This window comes from Actinoplanes sp. URMC 104 (assembly GCF_051386375.1).
Taxonomy (GTDB): Bacteria; Actinomycetota; Actinomycetes; order Mycobacteriales; family Micromonosporaceae; genus Actinoplanes.
On record NZ_JBPQTO010000011.1, the window covers coordinates 60774 to 81143 of the forward strand.

Annotated in this window: 16 protein-coding genes; 9 read left to right on the top strand and 7 right to left on the bottom strand. The window is 74.3% G+C overall.

Features of this window, described 5'->3' with window-relative positions; genetic code table 11:
• Positions 1-49 precede the first annotated feature (49 nt).
• Positions 50-490, top strand: coding sequence for a MarR family winged helix-turn-helix transcriptional regulator (locus ACSNN8_RS26140; protein ID WP_436652200.1), 441 nt, complete (start codon positions 50-52; stop codon positions 488-490).
• 121 nt (positions 491-611) lie between these two features.
• Positions 612-2015, top strand: coding sequence for an MATE family efflux transporter (locus tag ACSNN8_RS26145; protein WP_436652201.1), 1404 nt, complete (start codon positions 612-614; stop codon positions 2013-2015).
• A 9-nt stretch (positions 2016-2024) separates the two neighbouring features.
• Here the strand turns inward: ACSNN8_RS26145 and ACSNN8_RS26150 are convergent, their stop codons facing one another.
• Complete coding sequence (locus ACSNN8_RS26150) at positions 2025-2465, bottom strand: MarR family winged helix-turn-helix transcriptional regulator (protein ID WP_436652202.1); 441 nt, start codon at positions 2463-2465, stop codon at positions 2025-2027.
• 123 nt (positions 2466-2588) lie between these two features.
• Between ACSNN8_RS26150 and ACSNN8_RS26155 the strand changes: the two genes are divergently transcribed.
• The 3 genes from ACSNN8_RS26155 to ACSNN8_RS26165 are packed head-to-tail and all read left to right on the top strand — an operon-like array spanning position 2589 to position 7740.
• A complete protein-coding gene (locus ACSNN8_RS26155; RefSeq protein WP_436652203.1) occupies positions 2589-4064 on the top strand; it encodes a diguanylate cyclase in 1476 nt (491 codons plus the stop codon).
• Positions 4065-4111: 47 nt separating this feature from the next.
• On the top strand, positions 4112-6514 hold the full coding sequence (locus ACSNN8_RS26160) for a glycogen/starch/alpha-glucan phosphorylase (RefSeq protein ID WP_436652204.1): 2403 nt from the start codon (positions 4112-4114) through the stop codon (positions 6512-6514).
• A gap of 47 nt (positions 6515-6561) precedes the next feature.
• Positions 6562-7740: an ROK family protein gene (locus tag ACSNN8_RS26165; protein WP_436652205.1), complete on the top strand. Its 1179-nt coding sequence runs from the start codon at positions 6562-6564 to the stop codon at positions 7738-7740.
• Between the two features lie 271 nt (positions 7741-8011).
• Here ACSNN8_RS26165 and ACSNN8_RS26170 read toward each other — a convergent pair whose 3' ends face one another.
• The 5 genes from ACSNN8_RS26170 to ACSNN8_RS26190 all read right to left on the bottom strand — a co-directional run bounded on the left by ACSNN8_RS26170 (position 8012) and on the right by ACSNN8_RS26190 (position 13883).
• Positions 8012-9442, bottom strand: coding sequence for a hypothetical protein (locus ACSNN8_RS26170; RefSeq protein ID WP_436652206.1), 1431 nt, complete (start codon positions 9440-9442; stop codon positions 8012-8014).
• Between the two features lie 213 nt (positions 9443-9655).
• Positions 9656-10261: a TetR/AcrR family transcriptional regulator gene (locus ACSNN8_RS26175; RefSeq protein WP_436652207.1), complete on the bottom strand. Its 606-nt coding sequence runs from the start codon at positions 10259-10261 to the stop codon at positions 9656-9658.
• Between the two features lie 22 nt (positions 10262-10283).
• On the bottom strand, positions 10284-11873 hold the full coding sequence (locus ACSNN8_RS26180) for an MFS transporter (protein WP_436652208.1): 1590 nt from the start codon (positions 11871-11873) through the stop codon (positions 10284-10286).
• Positions 11874-12223: 350 nt separating this feature from the next.
• Positions 12224-12592 carry a hypothetical protein gene (locus tag ACSNN8_RS26185; protein ID WP_436652209.1) on the bottom strand — a complete coding sequence of 123 codons (369 nt, stop codon included), beginning with the start codon at positions 12590-12592 and terminating at the stop codon, positions 12224-12226.
• Positions 12593-12614: 22 nt separating this feature from the next.
• A complete protein-coding gene (locus ACSNN8_RS26190; RefSeq protein ID WP_436652210.1) occupies positions 12615-13883 on the bottom strand; it encodes an acetyl-CoA C-acetyltransferase in 1269 nt (422 codons plus the stop codon).
• Positions 13884-13957: 74 nt separating this feature from the next.
• Here ACSNN8_RS26190 and ACSNN8_RS26195 point away from each other — a divergent pair, with 74 nt between their 5' ends.
• Genes ACSNN8_RS26195 through ACSNN8_RS26210 form a run of 4 tightly spaced genes read left to right on the top strand, consistent with a single transcriptional unit; the run spans position 13958 to position 18970 of the window.
• Positions 13958-15265 (top strand): 3-oxoacyl-ACP reductase, encoded by a 1308-nt coding sequence (locus tag ACSNN8_RS26195; protein WP_436652211.1) that lies wholly within the window; start codon positions 13958-13960, stop codon positions 15263-15265.
• A 4-nt stretch (positions 15266-15269) separates the two neighbouring features.
• Positions 15270-16079, top strand: coding sequence for a MaoC/PaaZ C-terminal domain-containing protein (locus ACSNN8_RS26200; RefSeq protein ID WP_436652212.1), 810 nt, complete (start codon positions 15270-15272; stop codon positions 16077-16079).
• Between the two features lie 36 nt (positions 16080-16115).
• Positions 16116-17327, top strand: a complete 1212-nt coding sequence (locus ACSNN8_RS26205; RefSeq protein WP_436652213.1) for an acyl-CoA dehydrogenase family protein — start codon at positions 16116-16118, stop codon at positions 17325-17327.
• On the top strand, positions 17324-18970 hold the full coding sequence (locus tag ACSNN8_RS26210) for an AMP-binding protein (RefSeq protein ID WP_436652214.1): 1647 nt from the start codon (positions 17324-17326) through the stop codon (positions 18968-18970). Before ACSNN8_RS26205 ends, ACSNN8_RS26210 begins: the two co-directional genes overlap by 4 nt.
• Here the strand turns inward: ACSNN8_RS26210 and ACSNN8_RS26215 are convergent.
• A complete protein-coding gene (locus ACSNN8_RS26215) occupies positions 18956-20326 on the bottom strand; it encodes a hypothetical protein (protein WP_436652215.1) in 1371 nt (456 codons plus the stop codon). The two genes, ACSNN8_RS26210 and ACSNN8_RS26215, sit on opposite strands and share 15 nt — an antisense overlap.
• Between the last annotated feature and the right edge of the window lie 44 nt (positions 20327-20370).

The window sequence follows — 20370 nt, forward strand, 5'->3', positions numbered from 1 at the left end:
CCGACCGGAACCGTTGACAGTTAGAGTTCTAACTCTTAGAGTTCTAACTATGGACGCCCCGGAACTCACCTCCACGCTCGACCTGGTCCGCTGGATCGGCTGGGCGCAGCGCAAGGCCGGCGAGGACTGGATCCGCGCCCGCGAGCTCACCCACGAGCAGGCCTTCGCGCTGGGCTACGTGGCCCGCACCCCCGGGGTCATCCAGCGCGACCTCGCCGAGATCACCCGCACCAGCGCCGCCAGCGTCTCCAGCCTCGTGCAGGGGCTGGAACGCCGCGGCCTGGTGGAACGCCGCACCGAGCCGGGCAACGAGCGCAGCAAACGGCTCTACGCGACGCCGGCCGGCAGCGAGCTGATCGCCGGCTTCGACACCGCCATGGCCGTCGCCGACGAGATCATCCTCGGCCCGCTCGATCCGGCCGAGCGCGCGACCCTGCACGCCCTGCTCACGAAGATCACTGCCGACCTGCCCCGGCCCACCCGCCAGTAAGCCCCGCTCGGCACGACCCGCCGGATGCCGCCGGCGCGCTGCACCGTGCCCGGAAACCCCGGAAACGCGACGCCCGCCGCCGCGCGATCCCCCCTGCCCGAAAACCCCTCTGGGAGCAGCCATGTCCACCAACCGCTGGTACCTGTCCACCGCGCCCATCGTCCGCGCCCTCGTGCACCTCTGCGTGCCGATGGCCGCCGCGATGGCCGTCGGCGCCGTCTACAACGTCGTCAACGGCGCCTTCCTCGGCTCGCAGCACGACACCGCGCTGCTGGCCGCGATCACCTTCGGCACCCCGCTGCTCGGCCTGGTCATGGCGCTCGGCGGCGTGTTCGGCGTCGGCGGCGGCGCGCTGATCTCCCGGCTGCTGGGCGCCGCCGAGCACGACCCCGCGAGGGCACGCGAGATCCGGCACGTCTCCTCGTTCGCGGTCTGGGGCTCGGTGCTGGCCGGGGCCCTCTTCGGCGGCGCCGGGCTGCTCCTGCTGCATCCGCTCGTCGCGCTGCTGGGCGCGGACGCCGCCGCCGTGCACGCCACCACCTCGTACGTCGCCGTCACGCTCGCCTTCGTCCCCGTGCTGGCCGCCGCGTTCTGCCTCGAGCAGCTCGTCCGGGCCGAGGGCGCCGCACGCCAGGCCATGATCGGCCTGATCGCCTCCACGGCGGCGACGCTGCTGTTCGATGTCGTGTTCATCCTCGTGCTGCACCGGGGCGTCGCGGGCGCCGCGCTGTCGACCGGCCTGGCGAACCTGGTCAGCGTCGGCTACTTCGCGTTCTGGCTGCACCGGCACAGCGAGCACGTCAGCCTCGCGCCGCGCTGGTTCACCCTGCGCCCGGCGGTGACGGGTCCCGTGTTCGGCGTGGGCGTCGGCGAACTGCTGCAGGCCGGGTTCCTGATCGTCACCACGCTGGTGCTCAACAACCTCGCGGCCGCCTACGGCGACGGCCCGCTCGCGGCCATGGGCGTCGCGGTGCGCATCGCCCAGGTCCCCGAGTTCCTGGTCATGGGCGTCACGATCGGCGTGCTGCCGCTGCTGGCCTACGCGTACGGCAAGGGCGACCGGCGCCGGCTCACGTCCGCGCTGCGCGCCTGCGCCCTCACCGTCGGCGGCATCGTGCTGATCTTCGCGACCACCGTCTTCGTCCTGCGCGAGCAGGTCCTGTCCGCGTTCTCCACCGACCGCTCGGTGCTGACGATCGGCGCCACCATCCTCACCGCCCAGCTCACCGCCATGGTCGCCAACGGCTTCACCGGCCTGCTCACGTCGCTGTTCCAGGCGACCGGCCGCGCCCTGCCCGCGGTCGTGATGTCGGTGTCGCAGGGCGTGCTGTTCGTCCCGGTCGTGCTGCTCGGCGACCACTGGTTCGGCCTGCCCGGCATCATCTGGGCGCTGACCGCCACCGAGGTGACCGTCCTCGCCGTCGGCGCCGGCCTCTGGCTCGCCTCGCGCCGGGCCATCGACCGCGGCCTGACGCAGGGCAGCCCCGAGCGCGCCGACGAGGCGCTGGCGCAGGCCGCCGCCTGACCGGGCGCGTCAGCGACGCGGATCGCGGATGAGGCAGGCCAGCCGGTGCAGCGCCGGCAGGGCCGCCTCGAGCGCGGTCCGCTCGTCGGCGCTCAGGGCGTCCAGCGCGTGCGAGGCGTACCCGGTGAACAGCGCCTGCACCGCGTCGTGCCGCAGCCGCGCCTCGTCGGTGAGGTAGAGCCGCACGATGCGCCGGTCGTGCCCGTCGTGCTCCTTGCGCAGCATGTTCGCCGTGACCATCGCCGTGATCAGCGAGCTGGCGTTGTTCGGCTTGAGCTGCAGGTCGGTGGCCAGCTCGCGGACGGTGATGCCGGGGCGGCGCCGGATGAGCCCGAGCGCGGCGACCTGGGCCTCCGGCGGGCGGGGATGCTCGAAGTCGGTGTCGGCCCGGCGGACCAGCGCGCGGTGCAGCTGCGGCGCGAGGTCGACGACGGAGGTTGCCAGGTTCATGCTCACCACTCCCGGAACAGGTATGACAGCTGAGGCAGACCGCATACCGCGCTGAAGGGGTTCGCAACCGTGCCGCACCCCGCGGGAACCGCCCGCGCACCGCGCGACCGTCAGTCTTCTCCCGTGGCCAAAGCTCAAACCGCCGTGCTGACCAGGCACGTGACCGGCTGGCACCTGCTGCTCGCCGGCGGCGCCCTCGCCATCGTGGCGTACTACTTCGTGCAGGCGCTGGGCCCGGGCTGGGCCGGCACCCAGGTCGCGCTCTACTGCAGCGCGAACGGCGCGCTGCTCGCGTGCTCGCTGGTCGCCGCCCGGCGGCACCGCGCAATGACCGGCATGGCGCTGCTGCTCGCGGCGTCCGCGGCCGCCTCGATCTTCGCGGACGTCGTCTTCTACTTCCTCGCGCTCGTGCAGGGCGAGGTCGCCTACCCGAGCATCGCCGACCTGGGCTACCTCGCCTCGTACCCGCTGATGGCCTCCGCCTTTCTGATGGTGATCCGCAGGCGCACGCCGGGGTGGGACTTCGCCAGCGCGATCGACGCGGCGATCGTGGCCGTCAGCGCGGGCTTCCTGGTGTTCGAGTTCATCATCGTGCCGACCGCCGCGATCAGCGGGGAGAACGTCGCGACGCTGGTGTCGGTGGCGTACCCGGTCGGCGACCTCATGCTGATCACGGTGGGCGCCCGGCTGATGCTCGGCGCGGGCCTGCGGACCGTGCCGCTGCGGATGGCCGGCGGCTACCTCGGGCTGGTGCTGTACGCCGACACCGCGTACAGCATCCAGACGCTCAACGGCACCTACCGGGCCGGCAACTACCTGGACGCCGTCTGGATGACCGCCACGTTCCTGCTGGCCGCCGCTCTGCTGCACCCGGCCGCCCCGAAGCTGATCGAGCGGTCGTCGGCCGCCACGCCCGACGCCACCACCGGCCGGCTGACCGTGCTCGCGATCGCCGCCATGGTCGCGCCGACGTCGATGGCCGTGCAGTACCTGCGCGGGCAGCCCTCGCACGTCCTGATCGCCGCGCTGGTCTGCAACCTGCTGTTCCTGCTGGTGCTGGCACGCATGGCCGGCCTGGTGACGGCGCAGCGGCACGCCGCCATCACCGACGGGCTGACCGGCATGCGCAGCCGCCGCTTCTTCGAGCAGTCCCTGCACGCGGAGGTGGCCCGGGCGGGCCGGTCCGGCAACGACGTGGGCATCCTGCTGCTGGACATCGACCACTTCAAGAACGTCAACGACACGTACGGCCACCACGGCGGCGACCGGGTGCTGGTGGAGCTCGCGCACCGGCTGACCGGCGTGATGCGCCCCGGCGACCTGGCCGCGCGCTACGGCGGCGAGGAGTTCGCCGTGCTGCTGCCCGGCGCCGGCCCCGCCGCGGCGGCCGAGGTCGCCGAGCGGATCCGCCGGGCGGTGTCGATCGCCCCGATCGCGGTCGGCGAGGACCGCCTGCACCGCGTCACGGTCTCGATCGGCGTGGCTGGCCTGCCGTCGGTCTGCACCGACGCCGACGAGCTCGTGCTCGCGGCGGACCGGGCACTGTACGCGGCCAAGAACGCCGGACGGGACCGGGTTGTCGCCTTCGACGACAAGTAGCAAACCCGACAGTCGCCCGACATCCGCACGTGCGGCAGGGTGCTGGAATGGACCTTCGCAACGGGCTGCGGCCGCTCGGGAGCACCCCGGCCGAGTTCGAACAGGATCTGCTGAGCACCCTGTACTACCGACGGGGCACGACGGTCGAGTCGGCGAGCGCGCAGGACGCGTACGAGACGCTCGCCCTCACCGTCCGCGACCGGCTCGCCGCCCGCCGGGCGCGCACCGCGGCCGCGCACTACGAGAGCAACCCGCGCTGGGTCTACTACCTGTCCGCGGAGTACCTGCTCGGCCCGCAGCTCGAGCAGAACCTGCTCTACAGCGGCACCACCGGGCTCGCGCCCGGCGCGCTCAAGGCGCTGGGCTTCGACCCGGCCGAGGTGGCCGCGCTCGACGTCGAGCCCGGCCTGGGCAACGGCGGCCTCGGCCGGCTCGCGGCCTGCCTGCTCGACTCGCTGGCCACCCTCGACATCCCCGCCGTCGGCTACGGCATCCGCTACGACCTGGGCATCTTCAAGCAGGAGTTCGACGGCGGCGCGCAGGTCGAGAAGCCCGACGACTGGGCGTTCCAGGGTGACCCGTGGATGTTCCCGGCGCCCGACGACCGGCAGATCGTCGGGTTCTACGGCCGCGTCGGCCCGCACGGCTGGGAGCCCGGCGAGATCGTGTACGGCGAGCCGAGCCACCTGCTGGTGCCCGGCTACGGCACCGAGACGGTCAACATCGTCCGGCTGTGGCGCGCCCGCGCCGCGCGGGCGTCGTTCGACCTGGTGCGCTTCTCCGCCGGGCAGTACGCCGAGGCCGTGCAGAACGCCGTGCGCGCCGAGAACATCAGCAAGGTGCTCTACCCCGACGACAGCACCGAGACCGGCCGCGAGCTGCGCCTCAAGCAGCAGTACTTCCTGGTGTCGTGCTCGCTGCGCGACATCGTCCGGCGGTTCCGCTTCCGCAACTCCGACTGGGACGACTTCCCCGCCCGGACCGTCATCCAGCTCAACGACACCCACCCGACGCTGGCGATCCCCGAGCTGATGCGGCTGCTGGTCGACGAGGAGCGGCTCGACTGGGACCGGGCCTGGTCGATCGTGCGGCGGACCTTCGCGTACACCTGCCACACGCTGCTGCCCGAGGCGCTCGAGACGTGGCCGGTGACGATGCTGGGCCGGCTGCTCCCCCGCCACCTCGAGATCATCTACCTGATCAACGAGGAGCTGCTGGCCGAGGTGCGCTCCCGCTTCCCGGACGACCTCGACCGCGTACGGCGGATGTCGCTGATCCAGGAGGAGCCGGAGCGCCGCGTCCGGATGGCCAACCTGGCCGTCACCGGCACGTTCGCCGTCAACGGGGTGGCCGAGCTGCACTCGCGGCTGCTGGCGGAGACCACCTTCCACGACTTCGCGTCGATGTGGCCCGGCCGCTTCACCAATGTCACCAACGGCGTCTCGCCGCGACGCTTCCTGCGGCTGGCCAACCCCGGGCTGTCCGCGCTGATCAGCGACGGGCTCGGCACCGACCGCTGGCTGACCGACCTGTCGCTGCTGGCGGGCCTCGCGCCGCTGGCCGACGACGCGTCGTTCCGGTCGCGGTGGCGCGCCGAGAAGCGCCGCGCCAAGGCCGGGCTCGCCATGGGTGACCCGGACTCGCTGCTCGACGTGATGGTCAAGCGGTTCCACGAGTACAAGCGCCAGCAGCTCAAGCTGCTGCACGTGATCACGCTGTACCACCGCCTGCGCGCGGCGCCGGACGCGTTCGGCGTGCCGCGCACGGTGCTGTTCGGCGGCAAGGCCGCGCCCGCTTACCACGCCGCCAAGGCGATCATCCGGCTGATCAACGCGGTGGCGGCGACGATCGCGGCCGACCCGGTCGCCTCGGGGCTGCTGCGCGTGGTGTTCCCGCCCAACTACAACGTCACGCTCGCCGAGCGGATCATCCCGGCCGCCGACCTGAGCGAGCAGATCTCGATGGCCGGCAAGGAGGCCTCCGGCACCGGCAACATGAAGCTCGCCCTCAACGGCGCGCTCACCATCGGCACGCTCGACGGCGCCAACGTCGAGATCCGCGACCGGGTCGGCGCCGGGAACTTCTTCCTGTTCGGCCTCGACGCGCCCGCCGCGGCCGCGCTGCGCGCCTCCGACTACCGGCCGCGCGCGATCTACGAGTCCGACCCGGAGCTGCGGGTCGCCCTCGACGCGATCCTGTCCGGCGCGTTCGGCGGCGTGGGCCGGGAGGTGGCGCACTCGCTGCTCGACCGCGACGAGTACCTGACGCTTGCCGACTACCGCTCCTACGTGGACGAGCAGGACCGCGTCGCCGCCGCGTGGCGCGACCAGGACCGGTGGACCCGCATGTCGATCCGCAACACGGCCGGCAGCGGCTTCTTCTCCGCCGACCGCACCGTCGCCGACTACCTGGCCCGGGTCTGGCGGGCCGATCCCGTACGGGTGCCGTAGGCCGGGGCTTGGCAACCGCCTCCGCGGCGCGTTGGATGTCCGGTGAGATGCATCGGCACCGGCCCAGCCTCGGCACCCTGCTCCACCACGTCCACGTGAGCGGGCCGCTGTCGCGTGCCGTGCTGGCCGAGCGGATGGGCGTCAACCGCAGCACGATCCTCGCGCTCACCGCCGAGCTGGTGGCCGCCGGGCTGGTCGGCGAGGAGCACCCCGCGGGCACCACCGGCGCCGGCCGGCCCTCCCTGGTGGTGCGGCCCGCCCCGGGGATCCACGTGCTCGCGTTCGACGTGGCGGTCGACCGGCTGACCGCGGCCCGGGTGGGCCTCGGCGGCGCGGTGCTCGACCGGCGCTCCGCCGCGCGGGCCCGCTCGGGCGCCGACCTCGACAGCGTCGTCGGCACGCTCGCCGCGCTCGGCCGGGAGCTGGTCGACGCGGCGCCGCCCGGCGCGGTGTGCGTGGGCATCGGCGCCTCGTACTGCGGCATGATCCGTCCCGGCGACGGCATGGTCCGCTACGGCCCCGAGATCGGCTGGGTCGACCAGGCGTTCGGCGCCGAGCTGGCCAAGGCGCTCGACATCGGCCACCCCGTCGCCGTCGGCAACGAGGCTCACCTGGGCGCGCTGGCCGAGTTCGAGCGCGGCGCCGGCCGGGGCGTGCCCGACCTGGTCTACCTGCACGGCGACGTCGGGGTGGGCGGCGGCATCCTGGTCGGCGGCAAGCTGCTCGGCGGCGACGGCGGCTACGGCTGCGAGGTCGGCCACATGCTGGTCAACCCGGTCGACGGCCGCCCGTGCCTGTGCGGCTCGCGCGGCTGCCTCGAGGCCGAGACCGGCGAGTACGCCCTGCTGGCCGCCGCGGGCCGCACCCCCGGCCCCACCGGCGCCGCCGCTGTGCGGGCCGTCGTGCGCGATGCCCGCGCGGGAGACCCGATCGCCGCGGCCGCCGTGGCCGAGGTCGGCGACTGGCTCGGCATCGGCGTCGCCAACCTGATCAACCTGTTCAACCCCGGCGCCGTCATCTTCGGCGGCATGCTGCGCGACCTGTTCCCCGCCGCCGCCCCGCACGTGGCCGCCCGCATCGACCGCCACGCCATGCCCGTCTCCCGCGAGCGGGCCCGCCTGCGCGTCTCCGCCCTGGCCGGCGACGCCACCCTGCTGGGCGCCGCCGACCTCGGCTTCGCCGCCCTGCTCGCCGACCCCCTGGCGTTCGGCCTGCCCGTCGTCTGACCCGGCCTCACCCCGCGCCCGCCCGGGCCGGTTCGCCCCGCTCACGAGGCGGGTCGCCAGCCACGGACCCGACCACCCTGTCGCCGGCCGAGGTCTCCGGTGGCCACGCCGGCGGCCTCGGCGTTGCGCAGCGTCGCGCCGGGGCCGTTGCCGGGCTGGTCGGCCTTACCGCCACGGCTCGCCGGTCTGCGGGGTGCTGCGGCACGAGCAGCAGGTCGGCGGCCGGCTCGGGGCTGGCGGGTTGTCGCGGCCCGAGGCTCATCGCGCCAAGTTACGGTGCCCCGCCGCCGGGCCGCGCCCCGTATGTCGACGACCGTTCCCGCAGGCGTACGGCCTGAGACCCCCACCCCTCCGCGTCGGCGCAGTCGGCGGCGGCCGCGAGCACGGCGGGGTCCTCGGCGTGGCTCAGCAGGTGGTCGAGCAGGCGGCTCAGCGCGGCCCGGCGGTCGGCGCGGCGGTCCTCGTCGGCGGAGCGCGCCCGGGCGTACACCCGCACCAGCTCGTGCAGCGCCCAGCGGCCCTCGCCGGCGGGCCGCAGCAGGTGGTGGTCCGCCAGCTCGCCCAGGTCCGCCGGGCCGCCCGCGAGCGCGGCCGCCGCTTCGGCGTCGAAGTCCGCGCCGGGGTGGTGGGCGAGCATGCGCAGCAGTTCGCGGCCCCGGGCGGACAGCCGGGTGTACGAGCCGTCGAGCGCCGCCTGCACCCCGGGGTCGAGCCGCCCGGACCGGCGCCGCTCGGCGAGCCAGTCGGCGTGGTCGGTCAGCGTCCACCCGGGCCGGCGGCGCATGTGCTCGGCGACCAGCGCCAGCGCGAGCGGCAGCCGTCCGCAGGTCTCGGCGATCCGGTCGGCGGCGGCGGGGTCGGGGCCGGCCGGGACGCCGGGCACGGCGGCGCGCAGGTACGCGCGGGCGTCGGCGGGCCCGAACACGTCGACCGGGACGACCGGCAGGCCGTCGAGCCGCCGGCGGGAGGTGATCAGCGTGACGCTGCCGGCGGGGGCGGGCAGCAGGGGGCGTACCTGGTCGTCGCCGGCCGCGTCGTCGAGCAGGACCAGGCAGCGCGCGCCCGCCAGGCGGGTGCGGTAGGCGGTGGCCAGCGCGGGCAGCCCGGCCGGCAGGTGGTGGCCGGTCACGCCGAGCAGCCGCAGGAAGCCCTCGAGCACCGCGCCGGGCCCGGCCGGTGGGCGGGCGGGGTGGCTGCCGCGCAGGTTGACGGCGAGCACGTGGTCGAAGGGCCGCGCGGCCGCGAGCCGGTGCGCGGCGTGCACGGCGAGCCGGGTCTTGCCGGTGCCGGCCATGCCCGCCAGCACGGTGACCGGCGCCTCGGGCAGCACGCCGTCGCCGACGAAGCCGGGCGGGTCGGGCGGCAGCGCGGCCAGCACGCGCACCTGGGCGTCGGCGCGGGTCTCGCCGCTGACCACGCGCAGCGCCTGCCGCCACTGGGTGGTGTAGCCGACGTCGGCGTGCAGCGCCTCGACGACCGCCACCACCAGCTCGGCGTCGAGGCGGCGGCGCCCGGCGCGGAAGCAGTCGACCACGGTGGTCTTGCCCACCTGCTCGGCGGCGGGCCGGGCGGCGTTGACGCGGGCGGCGATCGTCTCGTACGACGGGTTGCCCGCCCACGCCTTGAGCAGGCGCAGGCAGCCGGCGACCTCGTCCAGGGTCTGCGCCTGGCCGGGGTCGGGCAGCGTGGCGAACTGGGACACGGCGCTCCGGCGGGGTGAGGGCGTCGGGCCGGCGGTCACGGGGCCGGCATCCGGATTCGTTCGGATTACGCATGCGGGCTCCACACATGCGACAGAGTAGGGGTGCCGGTCGGTCCGGTAACGGGGGGTCGTTCCCGCTCGATGCGTGAGCGGCACGGACCCGACGGCGGGCGCCGGGCGTGGCGTCACCCAGGACCCATGCCCGGCGCCCCTCTACGCTCCCGCGCCGCGCAGCACGGCGTCGACCAGCCGCTCGACGAAGCCCTCCTCGGGCACCCGCGGCGCCCACCGGAACAGCCCGTGCACCATCGAGGGGCCGGTGAGCATCAGCACCGTCAGCTCGATGTCGAGGTCGGAGCGCAGCTCGCCGGTCTCGATGCCGCGCCGCAGCACGCCGCGCATGACCTCGCGCCGCGGCTCCATGACGGCCTGGTACATCTCCATCAGCGTGTCGTCGCGCACCAGCTCGGGCAGCAGGCACGCGGTGACCTTGCTGTAGCTGCGGCGGCTGCCCTTGCGGTTCGCCGTGATCAGCATGATCAGGTCGTCGCGGACCGACTCGCCGACCGGCTCGGGCACCGCGCCCTTCATCGACGCGACCGCGTCGACGAGCAGCGCCTCCTTGTTGGCCCAGCGGCGGTAGATCGTCGCCTTGCCCACCCCGGCCCGGGCGGCGACCGCCTCGATCGAGATCGCCGACGCGCTCTGCCCCTCGGCGAGCAGGTCGAGCACCGCGTGCAGGATCGCCTCGTCGGCGAGGGCGTTGCGTGGCCGGCCAGGAGCCTTGCGCTCCTGGCCGGTCACAGAGGCCGTGGTCATGAGGTTCATTGTTACCGACGCGTCACGCCTCGACCAGTTCCACGCCCTGCTCCTCGGCCAGGCCCTCGGCCGGGGTGGGCTTCGGCGCGGAGGCCGGGCGCCGGCCGGGCAGCCAGACCAGCGCCACCAGCGCGCCGAGCACCGCGAACACCATCGAGCCGATCGCCGCGTAGTGCATGGCGTCGAGGAAGGCGGCGTTCGCGGAGCGGATCAGCGCGGCGCCGGCGGCGCCGGCCTGCTCGGCCACCCCGTACGCCCCGGAGATCGACTCGCGGGCGGCGTCGGCCGCCCCGGCAGGCAGGCCGTCGGTCGCGCTGCCGAGGTCGCTGCGGTAGACCGAGGAGAGCACCGCGCCGAGAACCGCGACGCCGAGCGCGCCGCCGAGCTGACGGATCGTGTTGCTGACCGCCGAGCCGACGCCGGCCTTCTCGCGGGGCAGCGCCGCCATGATCGACTCGGTGGCGGGCGGCATCACGTTGGCCATGCCGACGCCCATCACGAAGAACGCGGCGCCGACCACCCAGATCGGCGTGCTCTGCCCGACGAACGTCCAGACCGCCAGGCCGGCCGCGACCAGCAGCAGGCCGACGGTGCTGACCGCCTTGGGGCCGAACCGCTTGACCATCGCCGCGCTGCGCGGGGCGAACACGAGCTGGCCGACCGCGAACGGCACGAACAGCGCGCCCGAGGCCAGCGGGCCGTACCCGCGGACCAGCTGCAGGTAGAACGCGCCGAAGAACATCGCGCCCATCGCGGCGAAGAAGACCAGCCCGATGATGCCGGTCGAGGCCGAGAACGTGGCGTTGCGGAACAGCCGCACGTCCAGCGACGGGAAGTCGATGCGCAGCTGCCAGGCGATGAACGCGGCGAGCACGACCACGGCGCCGGCGAGCGTGCCCCACGCCCGGGGGTCGCCGAAGCCTGCCTCGCCGCCCTCGATCACGCCGTAGGTGAGCAGGCTCAGGCCGACGATCGAGAGCAGCACGCCCGCGATGTCGATGCGGCCCGGGCGCGGGTTGCGCGACTCGGGCACCAGCGTCAGCACCAGCACGACGCCGGCGACGACGACCGGCACGTTGATGAGGAACACCGAGCCCCACCAGAAGTGCTCGAGCAGCAGCCCGCCCAGGATCGGGCCGACGGCCACGGCCAGGCCGACCGCGCCGGCCCAGATGCCGATCGCGCGGGGACGTTCCTTGGGGTCGAAGACGTTGGCGATGATCGAGAGGGTGGCCGGCATGACGGCGGCGGCGCCCAGGCCCATCAGCGCGCGGGCCGCGATGAGCTGGCCGGCCGAGTCGGCGTAGCTGGAGATCAGCGACGCGAGCCCGAAGATCACCAGGCCGGTGACCAGCGTGATCCGGCGGCCGAGGCGGTCGGCCAGGATGCCGGCGGTGAACAGCAGGCCGGCGAAGACCAGGGTGTACGAGTTGATGGCCCACTCGAGCTGGCCCTGGGTGGCCCCGAGGCCGTGCTGCGGGTCGGCGATCGTGCGCAGCGCGACGTTGAGGATGGTGTTGTCGAGCACGACCACCAGCAGGCTGATGACCAGTACGCCGAGGATGGCCCACCGCCGGGGATGTCCGGCCGGGGCAGGGGTTTGTGCGTCCATCTGAGGTTCCCCGATTTTTCGAAACGGAACTGTCTCGTATTCGAACGCACTCTATGCCGCGACCTCCGTGATACGGAACAGTTCCGTATCGAAATGTGATCCGGGCAACGATCGGGCACCCCGGTTGCGCCTGCGCCCGAGCCGGCCGCCCGGCCGCGTAGGACGTCAGCCGCCCTCCCCGCAGTCCTCCACCTCGCCACCCTTCTTGCCGGGGTCGGTGTCGATCGACGCGTTGCGCAGCTTGCCGCCGTCCCGCGGCGCGCCGGATCCCGCCTCGTCGAGCCGTTCGCTGGTGAGCCTCCACCGCCGGGTGTCGACGGTGAACTCCAGCCGGACGGTGCTGTAGTCGATCAGCCTCCGGTCGTTCTTGACGAAGGCGTCCCCCGGCGGCGTCGAGCTGCTGCACGAAGGCGACCGACGAGATCACCAGCGCGACGACGGCGGTGGTGCCCTGCAAGTAGGAGGCCCGCAGGTTCCGCCGTCTCGGACGACACCGTCTCCAGGTCGATGTACCCGTTCACCGTTCGGTCGGCCGATGTCGTCCTGCGCCAGAGCCGCCTGAGCCTCCTCTCGGGACAGATGCTCGGGGTGATCCGGAAGGGCTGCCCGGACGGCCCGATCAGCTGCGTGTACTCGGTGCCTTCGTGGAGGTAGGTCACCGCGAGGTCGAAGGTGCGGGCCTGCCGGAGAAGCGTGCCGACGATCAGGATCTGCTGCACCTCGCCGGACGGGATCTCGGGGTCAGCGCTCCAGGATGGCCACGACGCCCTGGCCGCCGGCTGCGCAGATGGAGATGAGGCCGCGGCCGGAGCCGCGTTCGGCCAGGAGCTTGGCCAGGGTGGCGACGATGCGGCCGCCGGTGGCGGCGAAGGGGTGGCCGGCCGCCAGCGAGGAGCCGGTGACGTTGAGCTTGGCGCGGTCGACGGGGCCCAGCGGGGCCTCCAGGCCGAGCTTCTCCTTGCAGAACTCGGGGGACTCCCAGGCGGCCAGCGTGCTGAGGACCTGGGACGCGAACGCCTCGTGGATCTCGTAGAAGTCGAAGTCCTGCAGGGTGAGGTTGTTGCGGGCCAGCAGCCGCGGCACGGCGTACGCGGGGGCCATCAGCAGGCCCTCGTCGCCGTGCACGTAGTCGACGGCGGCGGTCTCGCTGTCGGTCAGGCACGCCTGGACCGGCAGGTGGTTCGCGGCGGCCCAGTCCTCGCAGGACAGCAGCACGGTCGAGGCGCCGTCGGTGAGCGGGGACGAGTTGCCGGCGGTCATGGTGGCGTCGGTGGTGCCGAAGACGGGCTTGAGCCGGGCCAGCTTGTCGAGGCTGGTGTCGGGGCGCAGGTTCTCGTCGCGGGTCAGGCCCAGGTACGGGGTGATCAGGTCGTCGAAGAACCCCCGGTCGTACGCGGCGGCCAGGCGCTGGTGGGAGGCGAGCGCGAGCTCGTCCTGGGCGGTGCGGCCGACGTTCCAGCGCAGCGCGGTCAGCGCCGCGTGCTCGCCCATCGACAGGCCGGTGCGGGGCTCGGCGTTGCGCGGCACGTCGGGCTTGAACGCCAGCAGCGGGTTGAGCCGCGCGGCCGCGCGCAGGCGTTCCGGCAGCGAGCGCGCCCGGTTGAGCGCGAGCAGCGCCCGTCGCATGTCGTCGTTGAGCTGCAGCGGGGCGTCCGAGGTGGTGTCGACGCCGCCCGCGACGCCCACGTCGATCTGGCCGAGCGCGATCTTGTTGCCGACCAGGATCGCGGTCTCCAGCCCCGTGCCGCAGGCCTGCTGCACGTCGTACGCGGGGGTCCGCGGATCGAGGCGGGAGCCGAGCACGGTCTCGCGGGTCAGGTTGAAGTCGCGCGAGTGCTTGAGCACCGCCCCCGCCACCACCTCGCCCAGGCGCCGGCCCGCCAGCCCGTGGCGGGCGATCAGCCCGTCGAGCGCGGCGGTCAGCATGTCCTGGTTCGACGCCTGCGCGTACCGGCCGTTGGAGCGGGCGAACGGGATGCGGTTGCCTCCGAGGACGGCGACGCGGCGCATGGCGGCCTCCAGTCAAGTGACAGCACCTACTGATGAGTAGGCTACCAACGGCGGCGCCGAGTAGGCTGCGGCGCATGGGCGACAGGTACGCGAGCTTCGCGAACTCCGGTCCCGGGCGCGGCCTGGTCAAGCGGCTGGGCCTGCCCGACCCGCCTCGGCTGCGCCGCCACCGGCCGGGCGACCCGCTGATCGACGGGCCCGTGCTGCTCGGCGCGGCCCCGGGCGGCCGGCTCGCCGCCCAGGTGCGCAAGGTGCTGGAGGCCGCGGGCGTCGAGGTCCTCGACCAGCCGCTGACCGAAGGCCGGCACGGCGCGCTGATCTTCGACGCGACCGGCATCACGGACACCGGTCACCTCGGCGAGCTGTACGCGTTCTTCCACCCCCACGCCCGGTCCGTACGCACCAGCGGCCGCGTCATCGTGCTCGGCAGCACCCCGCAGACGACCGCCCAGCGCGCGCTCGAGGGGCTGACCCGCAGCATCGGCAAGGAGTTCGGCCGCGGCATCACCTCGCAGCTGGTGTACGTCGAGCCGGGCGGCGAGGGTGCGATGGAGTCGACGCTGCGGTTCCTGCTGAGCGGCCGGTCCGCGTACGTCTCCGGGCAGGTCGTCCCGATCGGCGCCGGCACGCCGCCCGTGCCCGCCGACTGGGAGCTGCCGCTCGCCGGCAAGACCGCGCTCGTGACCGGGGCGGCGCGCGGCATCGGCGCCGCCATCGCCCGGGTGCTCGCCCGCGACGGCGCGAGCGTGATCGCGCTCGACGTGCCGGCGGCCGGCGAGGCGCTCGCGGGGGTGGCCAACGACGTGCGCGGCCGCGCTCTGCAGCTCGACCTGACCGCCGGCGGCGCGGGCGAGCGGCTCGCGTCCTATCTGAGCGGGCCGCTGGACGTCGTCGTGCACAACGCGGGCATCACCCGCGACCGCACGATCGCCAAGATGGACGCGGACGGCTGGTCCTCGGTGCTCGCGGTCAACCTGCTCGCGCCGGAACGCGTCACCGCGGCGCTGCTCGACCGGGGGCTGATCCGCGAGGGCGGCCGGATCGTCGCCGTGAGCTCGGTGTCGGGCATCGCCGGCAACCGCGGGCAGACCAACTACGCGACCAGCAAGGCCGGCGTGATCGGGCTGGTGCAGTCGAGCGCCCCCGCGCTGCGGCAGAGCGGCATCACGATCAACGCGGTCGCGCCGGGCTTCATCGAGACGGCCATGACCGCGCGGATGCCGGTGACGCTGCGCGAGGCCGGGCGCCGGATGAACAGCATGGCGCAGGGCGGGCTGCCGGTCGACGTGGCCGAGACGATCGCCTGGCTGGCCTCGCCCGGGTCGGGGACGATCACCGGCGCCGTCGTGCGGGTCTGCGGGCAGAGCCTGCTGGGGGCGTGAGACGGTGGCGGTCGTCGAGTTCGAGGGGGCGCCGGGCGGCAGCACGCTGCGGGCGCTGGTCAACCGGCGCCGGGGCGAGACGCTGCCCGAAGTGGAGCTGCGGCAGCGCGGGGTCGGCGTGGACCGTGAGCACCTGGCCGCGTACGACCGGGTCTGCGGTTTCCGGCTGAGCGACCGGCTGCCGCCGACCTATCCGCACGTGCTCGCCTTCCCGCTGGCCATGCACCTGCTCACCGCGCCGGGCTTCCCGCTGCCGGCGATCGGCCTGGTGCACGTCGCCAACCGCATCACGGTGCACGCGCCGCTGACCGCGGACCTGCGCCTCGACCTGTCGGTGCGCGCCGTGGACCTGCGCCCGCACGACCGCGGCCGGCAGGTGGACGTCGTGACGACCGCGAGCGTGGACGGCGAGCCGGTCTGGACGAGCGTCTCGACGTACCTCTCCCGAGAAGGCCGGGGTGAGCACCGCGCCCGTCCGGACTCCCCGCCGCCGCCGGCCGCGAGCGCCGTGTGGCGCGTCCCGGCCCGGGTCGGCGCCGACTACGCCGCGGTCTCCGGCGACCGCAACCCCATCCACACCTCGCGGCTCGGCGCGCGGCTGTTCGGCTTCGCCCGGCCGATCGCGCACGGCATGTGGAGCAAGGCGCGTTGCCTGGCCGCGTTCGAGGGCCGCCTGCCCGACCGCTGCACTGTGGACGTGCGGTTCCGGCAGCCGATCCTGCTGCCCGCGACCGTCTCGTTCGCCTCGGGCGACGGCGAGTTCCAGCTGTACGGCCGCCGGCCGCACCTTGCGGGGCACGTGACGCCTGCGTAATGTTACCGGCCAGTCAACTTCCGGCGGAGGTGGCGCGTGGAGTTCTGGCTCGACCTCAACGAGGAACAGACCGACCTGCGGGACTGGGTGCACGGGTTCGCCGAGAGCGTGATCCGGCCGGCCGCCGCCGAGTGGGACGAGCGCGAGGAAACCCCCTGGCCGGTGCTGCAGGAGGCCGCGAAGATCGGCCTGTACGGCTTCGAGTTCCTGGTCAACACGTGGTCCGACCACACCGGACTGTCGCTGCCGGTGGCCAACGAGGAGCTGTTCTGGGGCGACGCCGGCATCGGCATGGCGCTGTCGGGCACCTCGCTGGCGGTGGCCGCGATCTACGGCTCCGGCACCCCCGACCAGCTCGTCGAGTGGGTGCCGCAGTGCTTCGGCGACGAGGCCGAGCCGCGGGTGGGCGCGTTCTGCTCGACCGAGCCCGAGGCCGGCTCCGACGTGGCCGCGATGCGCACGCGCGCCGTGTACGACGAGGCGAAGGACGAGTGGGTCCTCAACGGCCAGAAGGCGTACGCGACCAACGGCGGCATCGCCAACGTGCACGTCGTGATCGCGTCGGTCGACCCCGCGCTGGGCTCGCGCGGGCAGGCCGCGTTCGTGGTCCCGCCCGGCACGCCCGGGCTCGTGGGCACCCGCAAGCTGCGCAAGCTCGGCCTGCGGGCCTCGCACACGGCCGACGTGTTCCTCGACGACGTACGGGTCCCCGGCAGCTGCCTGCTCGGCGGCAAGCAGGCCCTGGACGAGCGGCTGGCCCGCGCGCGCGAGGGTGGGCGTGGCAAGCGGCAGGCCGCCATGCGCACCTTCGAGCTGTCCCGCCCGGCCGTCGGCGCGCAGGCGCTCGGCATCGCCCGCGCCGCCTACGAGTACGCGCTGGAGTACGCGCAGAACCGGGTGCAGTTCGGGCGGCCGATCGTGGAGAACCAGGCGATCGCGTTCGCGCTCGCCGACATGCGCACCGAGATCGACGCGGCGCGGCTGCTGGTGTGGCGGGCCGCGTGGATGGGCCGCAACGACCGGGCGTTCGGCGCGGGCGAGGGCTCGATGTCCAAGCTCAAGGCCGGCGAGGTGGCGGTCGCCGTGACCGAGAAGGCGGTGCAGATCCTCGGCGGGGCCGGCTACCTGCGCGACCACCCGGTCGAGCGGATGTACCGGGACGCGAAGATCTACACCATCTTCGAGGGCACGTCGGAGATCCAGCGGCTGGTGATCGCGCGCGCCATCACGGGACGGCAGATCCGATGAGGTTCGTCGCGACCACGATGGCGCGGCGCGGGCTGCTCACCCCGGGGCCGCCGCACCGGGTGGTCCGGCAGTTCGTGGCGCTGCGCCGGTGGAAGTTCGGGCTCGCCGGGGAGCTGAGGCAGGCGGCCGCGCGCTCCCCCGGCCGGGTTGCGCTGATCGACGAGAGCGGTTCCCTGACGTACGCGCAGCTGCTCGATCGCTCGTCGCGGATCGCCTCGGCGCTGCCGGTCGCCCCCGGCGACCGGGTCGGGCTGCTGTGCCGCAACTCCGCCGCCATGGTCGAGACGCTGATCGGCATCGCCACGCTCGGCGCGGACGCCGTGCTGGTCAACACCGGGCTGTCCGCCTCGCAGCTCGCCGCGGTCGCCCGCGACCAGGACCTGCGGCTGCTCGTGCACGACGCCGACCTCGACCCGCCGCCCGGCGTCCCCACGCTCATGATCGACGATCTCGTGCTCAAGATCGCGGTAGGCCACCGCCTCCCCCGCCCACCCAGGGTCGCCGACCCTACACCCGCGCCCGCGGAGATCGACCCGCGGGGCGGCCCGCCGACCGCCTCCGGCCCGCGCGGCGACCCGGCGCGGGCGACCGCCCCGCCCGGCGCCCCGGCCCGGGCGATCAAGCCCCCCGCCCGCCCCGGCCGCACCATCGTGCTGACCTCCGGCACGACCGGCGTCCCCAAGGGCGCCCGCCGCCCCACCCCGAGCGGCTTCCGCCCGCTCTGCTCCATCATCGACCGCATCCCGCTGCGCGCCGGCGTGCGGCTGCTCGATGCGGCGCCGCTGTTCCACGCGTGGGGCTTCGCCGGCCTGCAGATCGGCCTCGCCCTGCGCGCCACGATCGTGCTGCGGCGCCGCTTCGACCCGGCCGACACGCTCGAGACGCTCGCCGCGCACAACTGCACGGCGCTGATCGCCGTGCCGGTCATGCTGCAGCAGATCATGGAGCTGCCGTACCGGCCGGTGCCGCTGACGGTGGCCGCGGTCAGCGGCTCGGCCCTGCCGGGCGACCTCGCGACCCGGTTCATGGACCGCTACGGCGACGTGCTCTACAACCTCTACGGCTCCACCGAGGCGTCGTGGGCGTCGATCGCCACCCCGGCCGACCTGCGGGCGGCGCCGGCCACTGCGGGCCGCCCGCCGCACGGCACGGTGGTCGCCGCGCTCGACGAGGACGGACGTCCGGTGCCGGCGGGCACGCCGGGACGGCTGTTCGTCGGCAACGAGATGCTCTTCGAGGGCTACACCAACGGCGTCGCGCGGGAGCTGCACGGCGGGCTGCTGGCGATCGGCGACGTGGGCCACCTGGACGAGGCGGGCCGGGTCTTCGTGGACGGCCGGCAGGACGACATGATCGTGTCGGGCGGGGAGAACGTGTTCCCGTCGGAGGTCGAGAACCTGCTGGCCGCGCTGCCGCAGGTGCGCGAGGTGGCGGTGGTCGGCGTGCCCGACGACGCATACGGGCAACGGCTCGCGGCCTACGTCGTGCTGCACGACGACGCCGCGCTGACCGCCGAGGACGTACGGGACCACGTGCGCGCGCACCGGGCCCGGTACTGCGTGCCGCGCGACGTGGTGTTCCTGCCCGCGCTGCCCCGCAACGCGACCGGCAAGGTGCTGACCCGCGAGCTACGTCACCAGTAGGCCCAGCGGGCTGCCGTTGTGCTGCAGCCGGTTCAGGGCGTAGGTCATGGTCATGTCCGGCGGCAGCGGGCGCTGGTCGGCGGCGCTCGCCAGCATCCGGGTGGCGTGCCGGGTGGCCAGCGGCAGCATCGGGTAGCGGCTCGCGGCCAGGCCGTCGATGGGTTCGCGCCGCCGCCCGAACAGCGTGAGCGAGCGCCAGTGCGCGAGGCTGGCCACCCGGTCGCCGTGGTAGCCGGGCGGCCCGGGCAGCACGGTCACCGTGTCGAAGCTGCGGCTGCCCGCCAGCCACCACTCGGCCGCCTCGACCGCTTGGCCCGCCGCGGACTCGCACCAGTACGGCACCACGCCGGTCGCCCGCGCCCGCCACGGGTCGAGCAGCCGCCCGCACTCGATCGCGCAGTGCTTGCCCGCGTCGGGGCGCCACTGCCGCAGCAGGTCGGCGACGCACGCGCTGAGCATCTCGGGCCGCGCGTAGAGCACCCGGTGGGTGCTCCGGCCGAGCCGGTTGAGGTCGATGGCCAGCGCGGGCTCGCCGGAGCGCTCCGAGTAGCGCGGCGGGGTGGCGGCCTCCGGGTCGGTCCACGAGCTCACCCCGAGCTCGTCGAGCGCCTGGCGGAACTCCCAGTTGCGGTTCGTGTAGGTCTCGGGCCGCCCGCCCGCCACGGGGCTGCCGACCTGGAAGCCGTGCCGGCGCGACACCGTCAGCACCGGCCAGGTGCGCAGGTCGCGCAGCAGCAGCAGGCTGCCGCCGGGCGCGAGCCGGGTGCGCAGGAACCTCTCGTACGCCTCGGGCAGGCGGTGCCACCGCAGGTGCAGCCGCACGGTGGCTCCGCACAGCGGGCCGTCGCGCAGCGGGTCGTGCACCTGCCGCACCGTGACGCCGGGGTTGCGTTCGTTGATCGCCGCCGCCAGGCCGGCGCCGAACGCGAGCGCGGCCGGCCAGTCGCCGACCGCTCCACCGGGCCACCCCACCGTGACCGGGACGCTGGTGGGCAGCCACGCCGCGCCGAGCGCCACGGCCAGCTGGGCCGCGGCCCCGTGCGGCGAGCCGAGCAGCACCGCCGGGTACGCGGGGGCGTCGTAGTGACCGGTGATCCACTCGGCGATCGCCTCGGCGTCCAGGCCGGGAGCCGCCTCGGGCGGGACGGCCTCGGCGTACGCCTCCTCGGCGAGCCGCTCGCGGCGCACCTCCGGCGGCAGCCGGCCGTGCCGGCCGAGCACCGGCACGCGGTAGGACCACCCGCCCGTCGACCCCGAGACGGTGGCGAGCAGGGTTCGGGTGAGGCTTTCGGCGCAGACGACCCGGTCGATCGGCACGTGCGCGTCGCGCCGCCGGACGGGCTCGAAGGTCGTCACCGCGGACCAGCTCCCTCGGATAGGCCGCAGCGGCCTACCCGAAC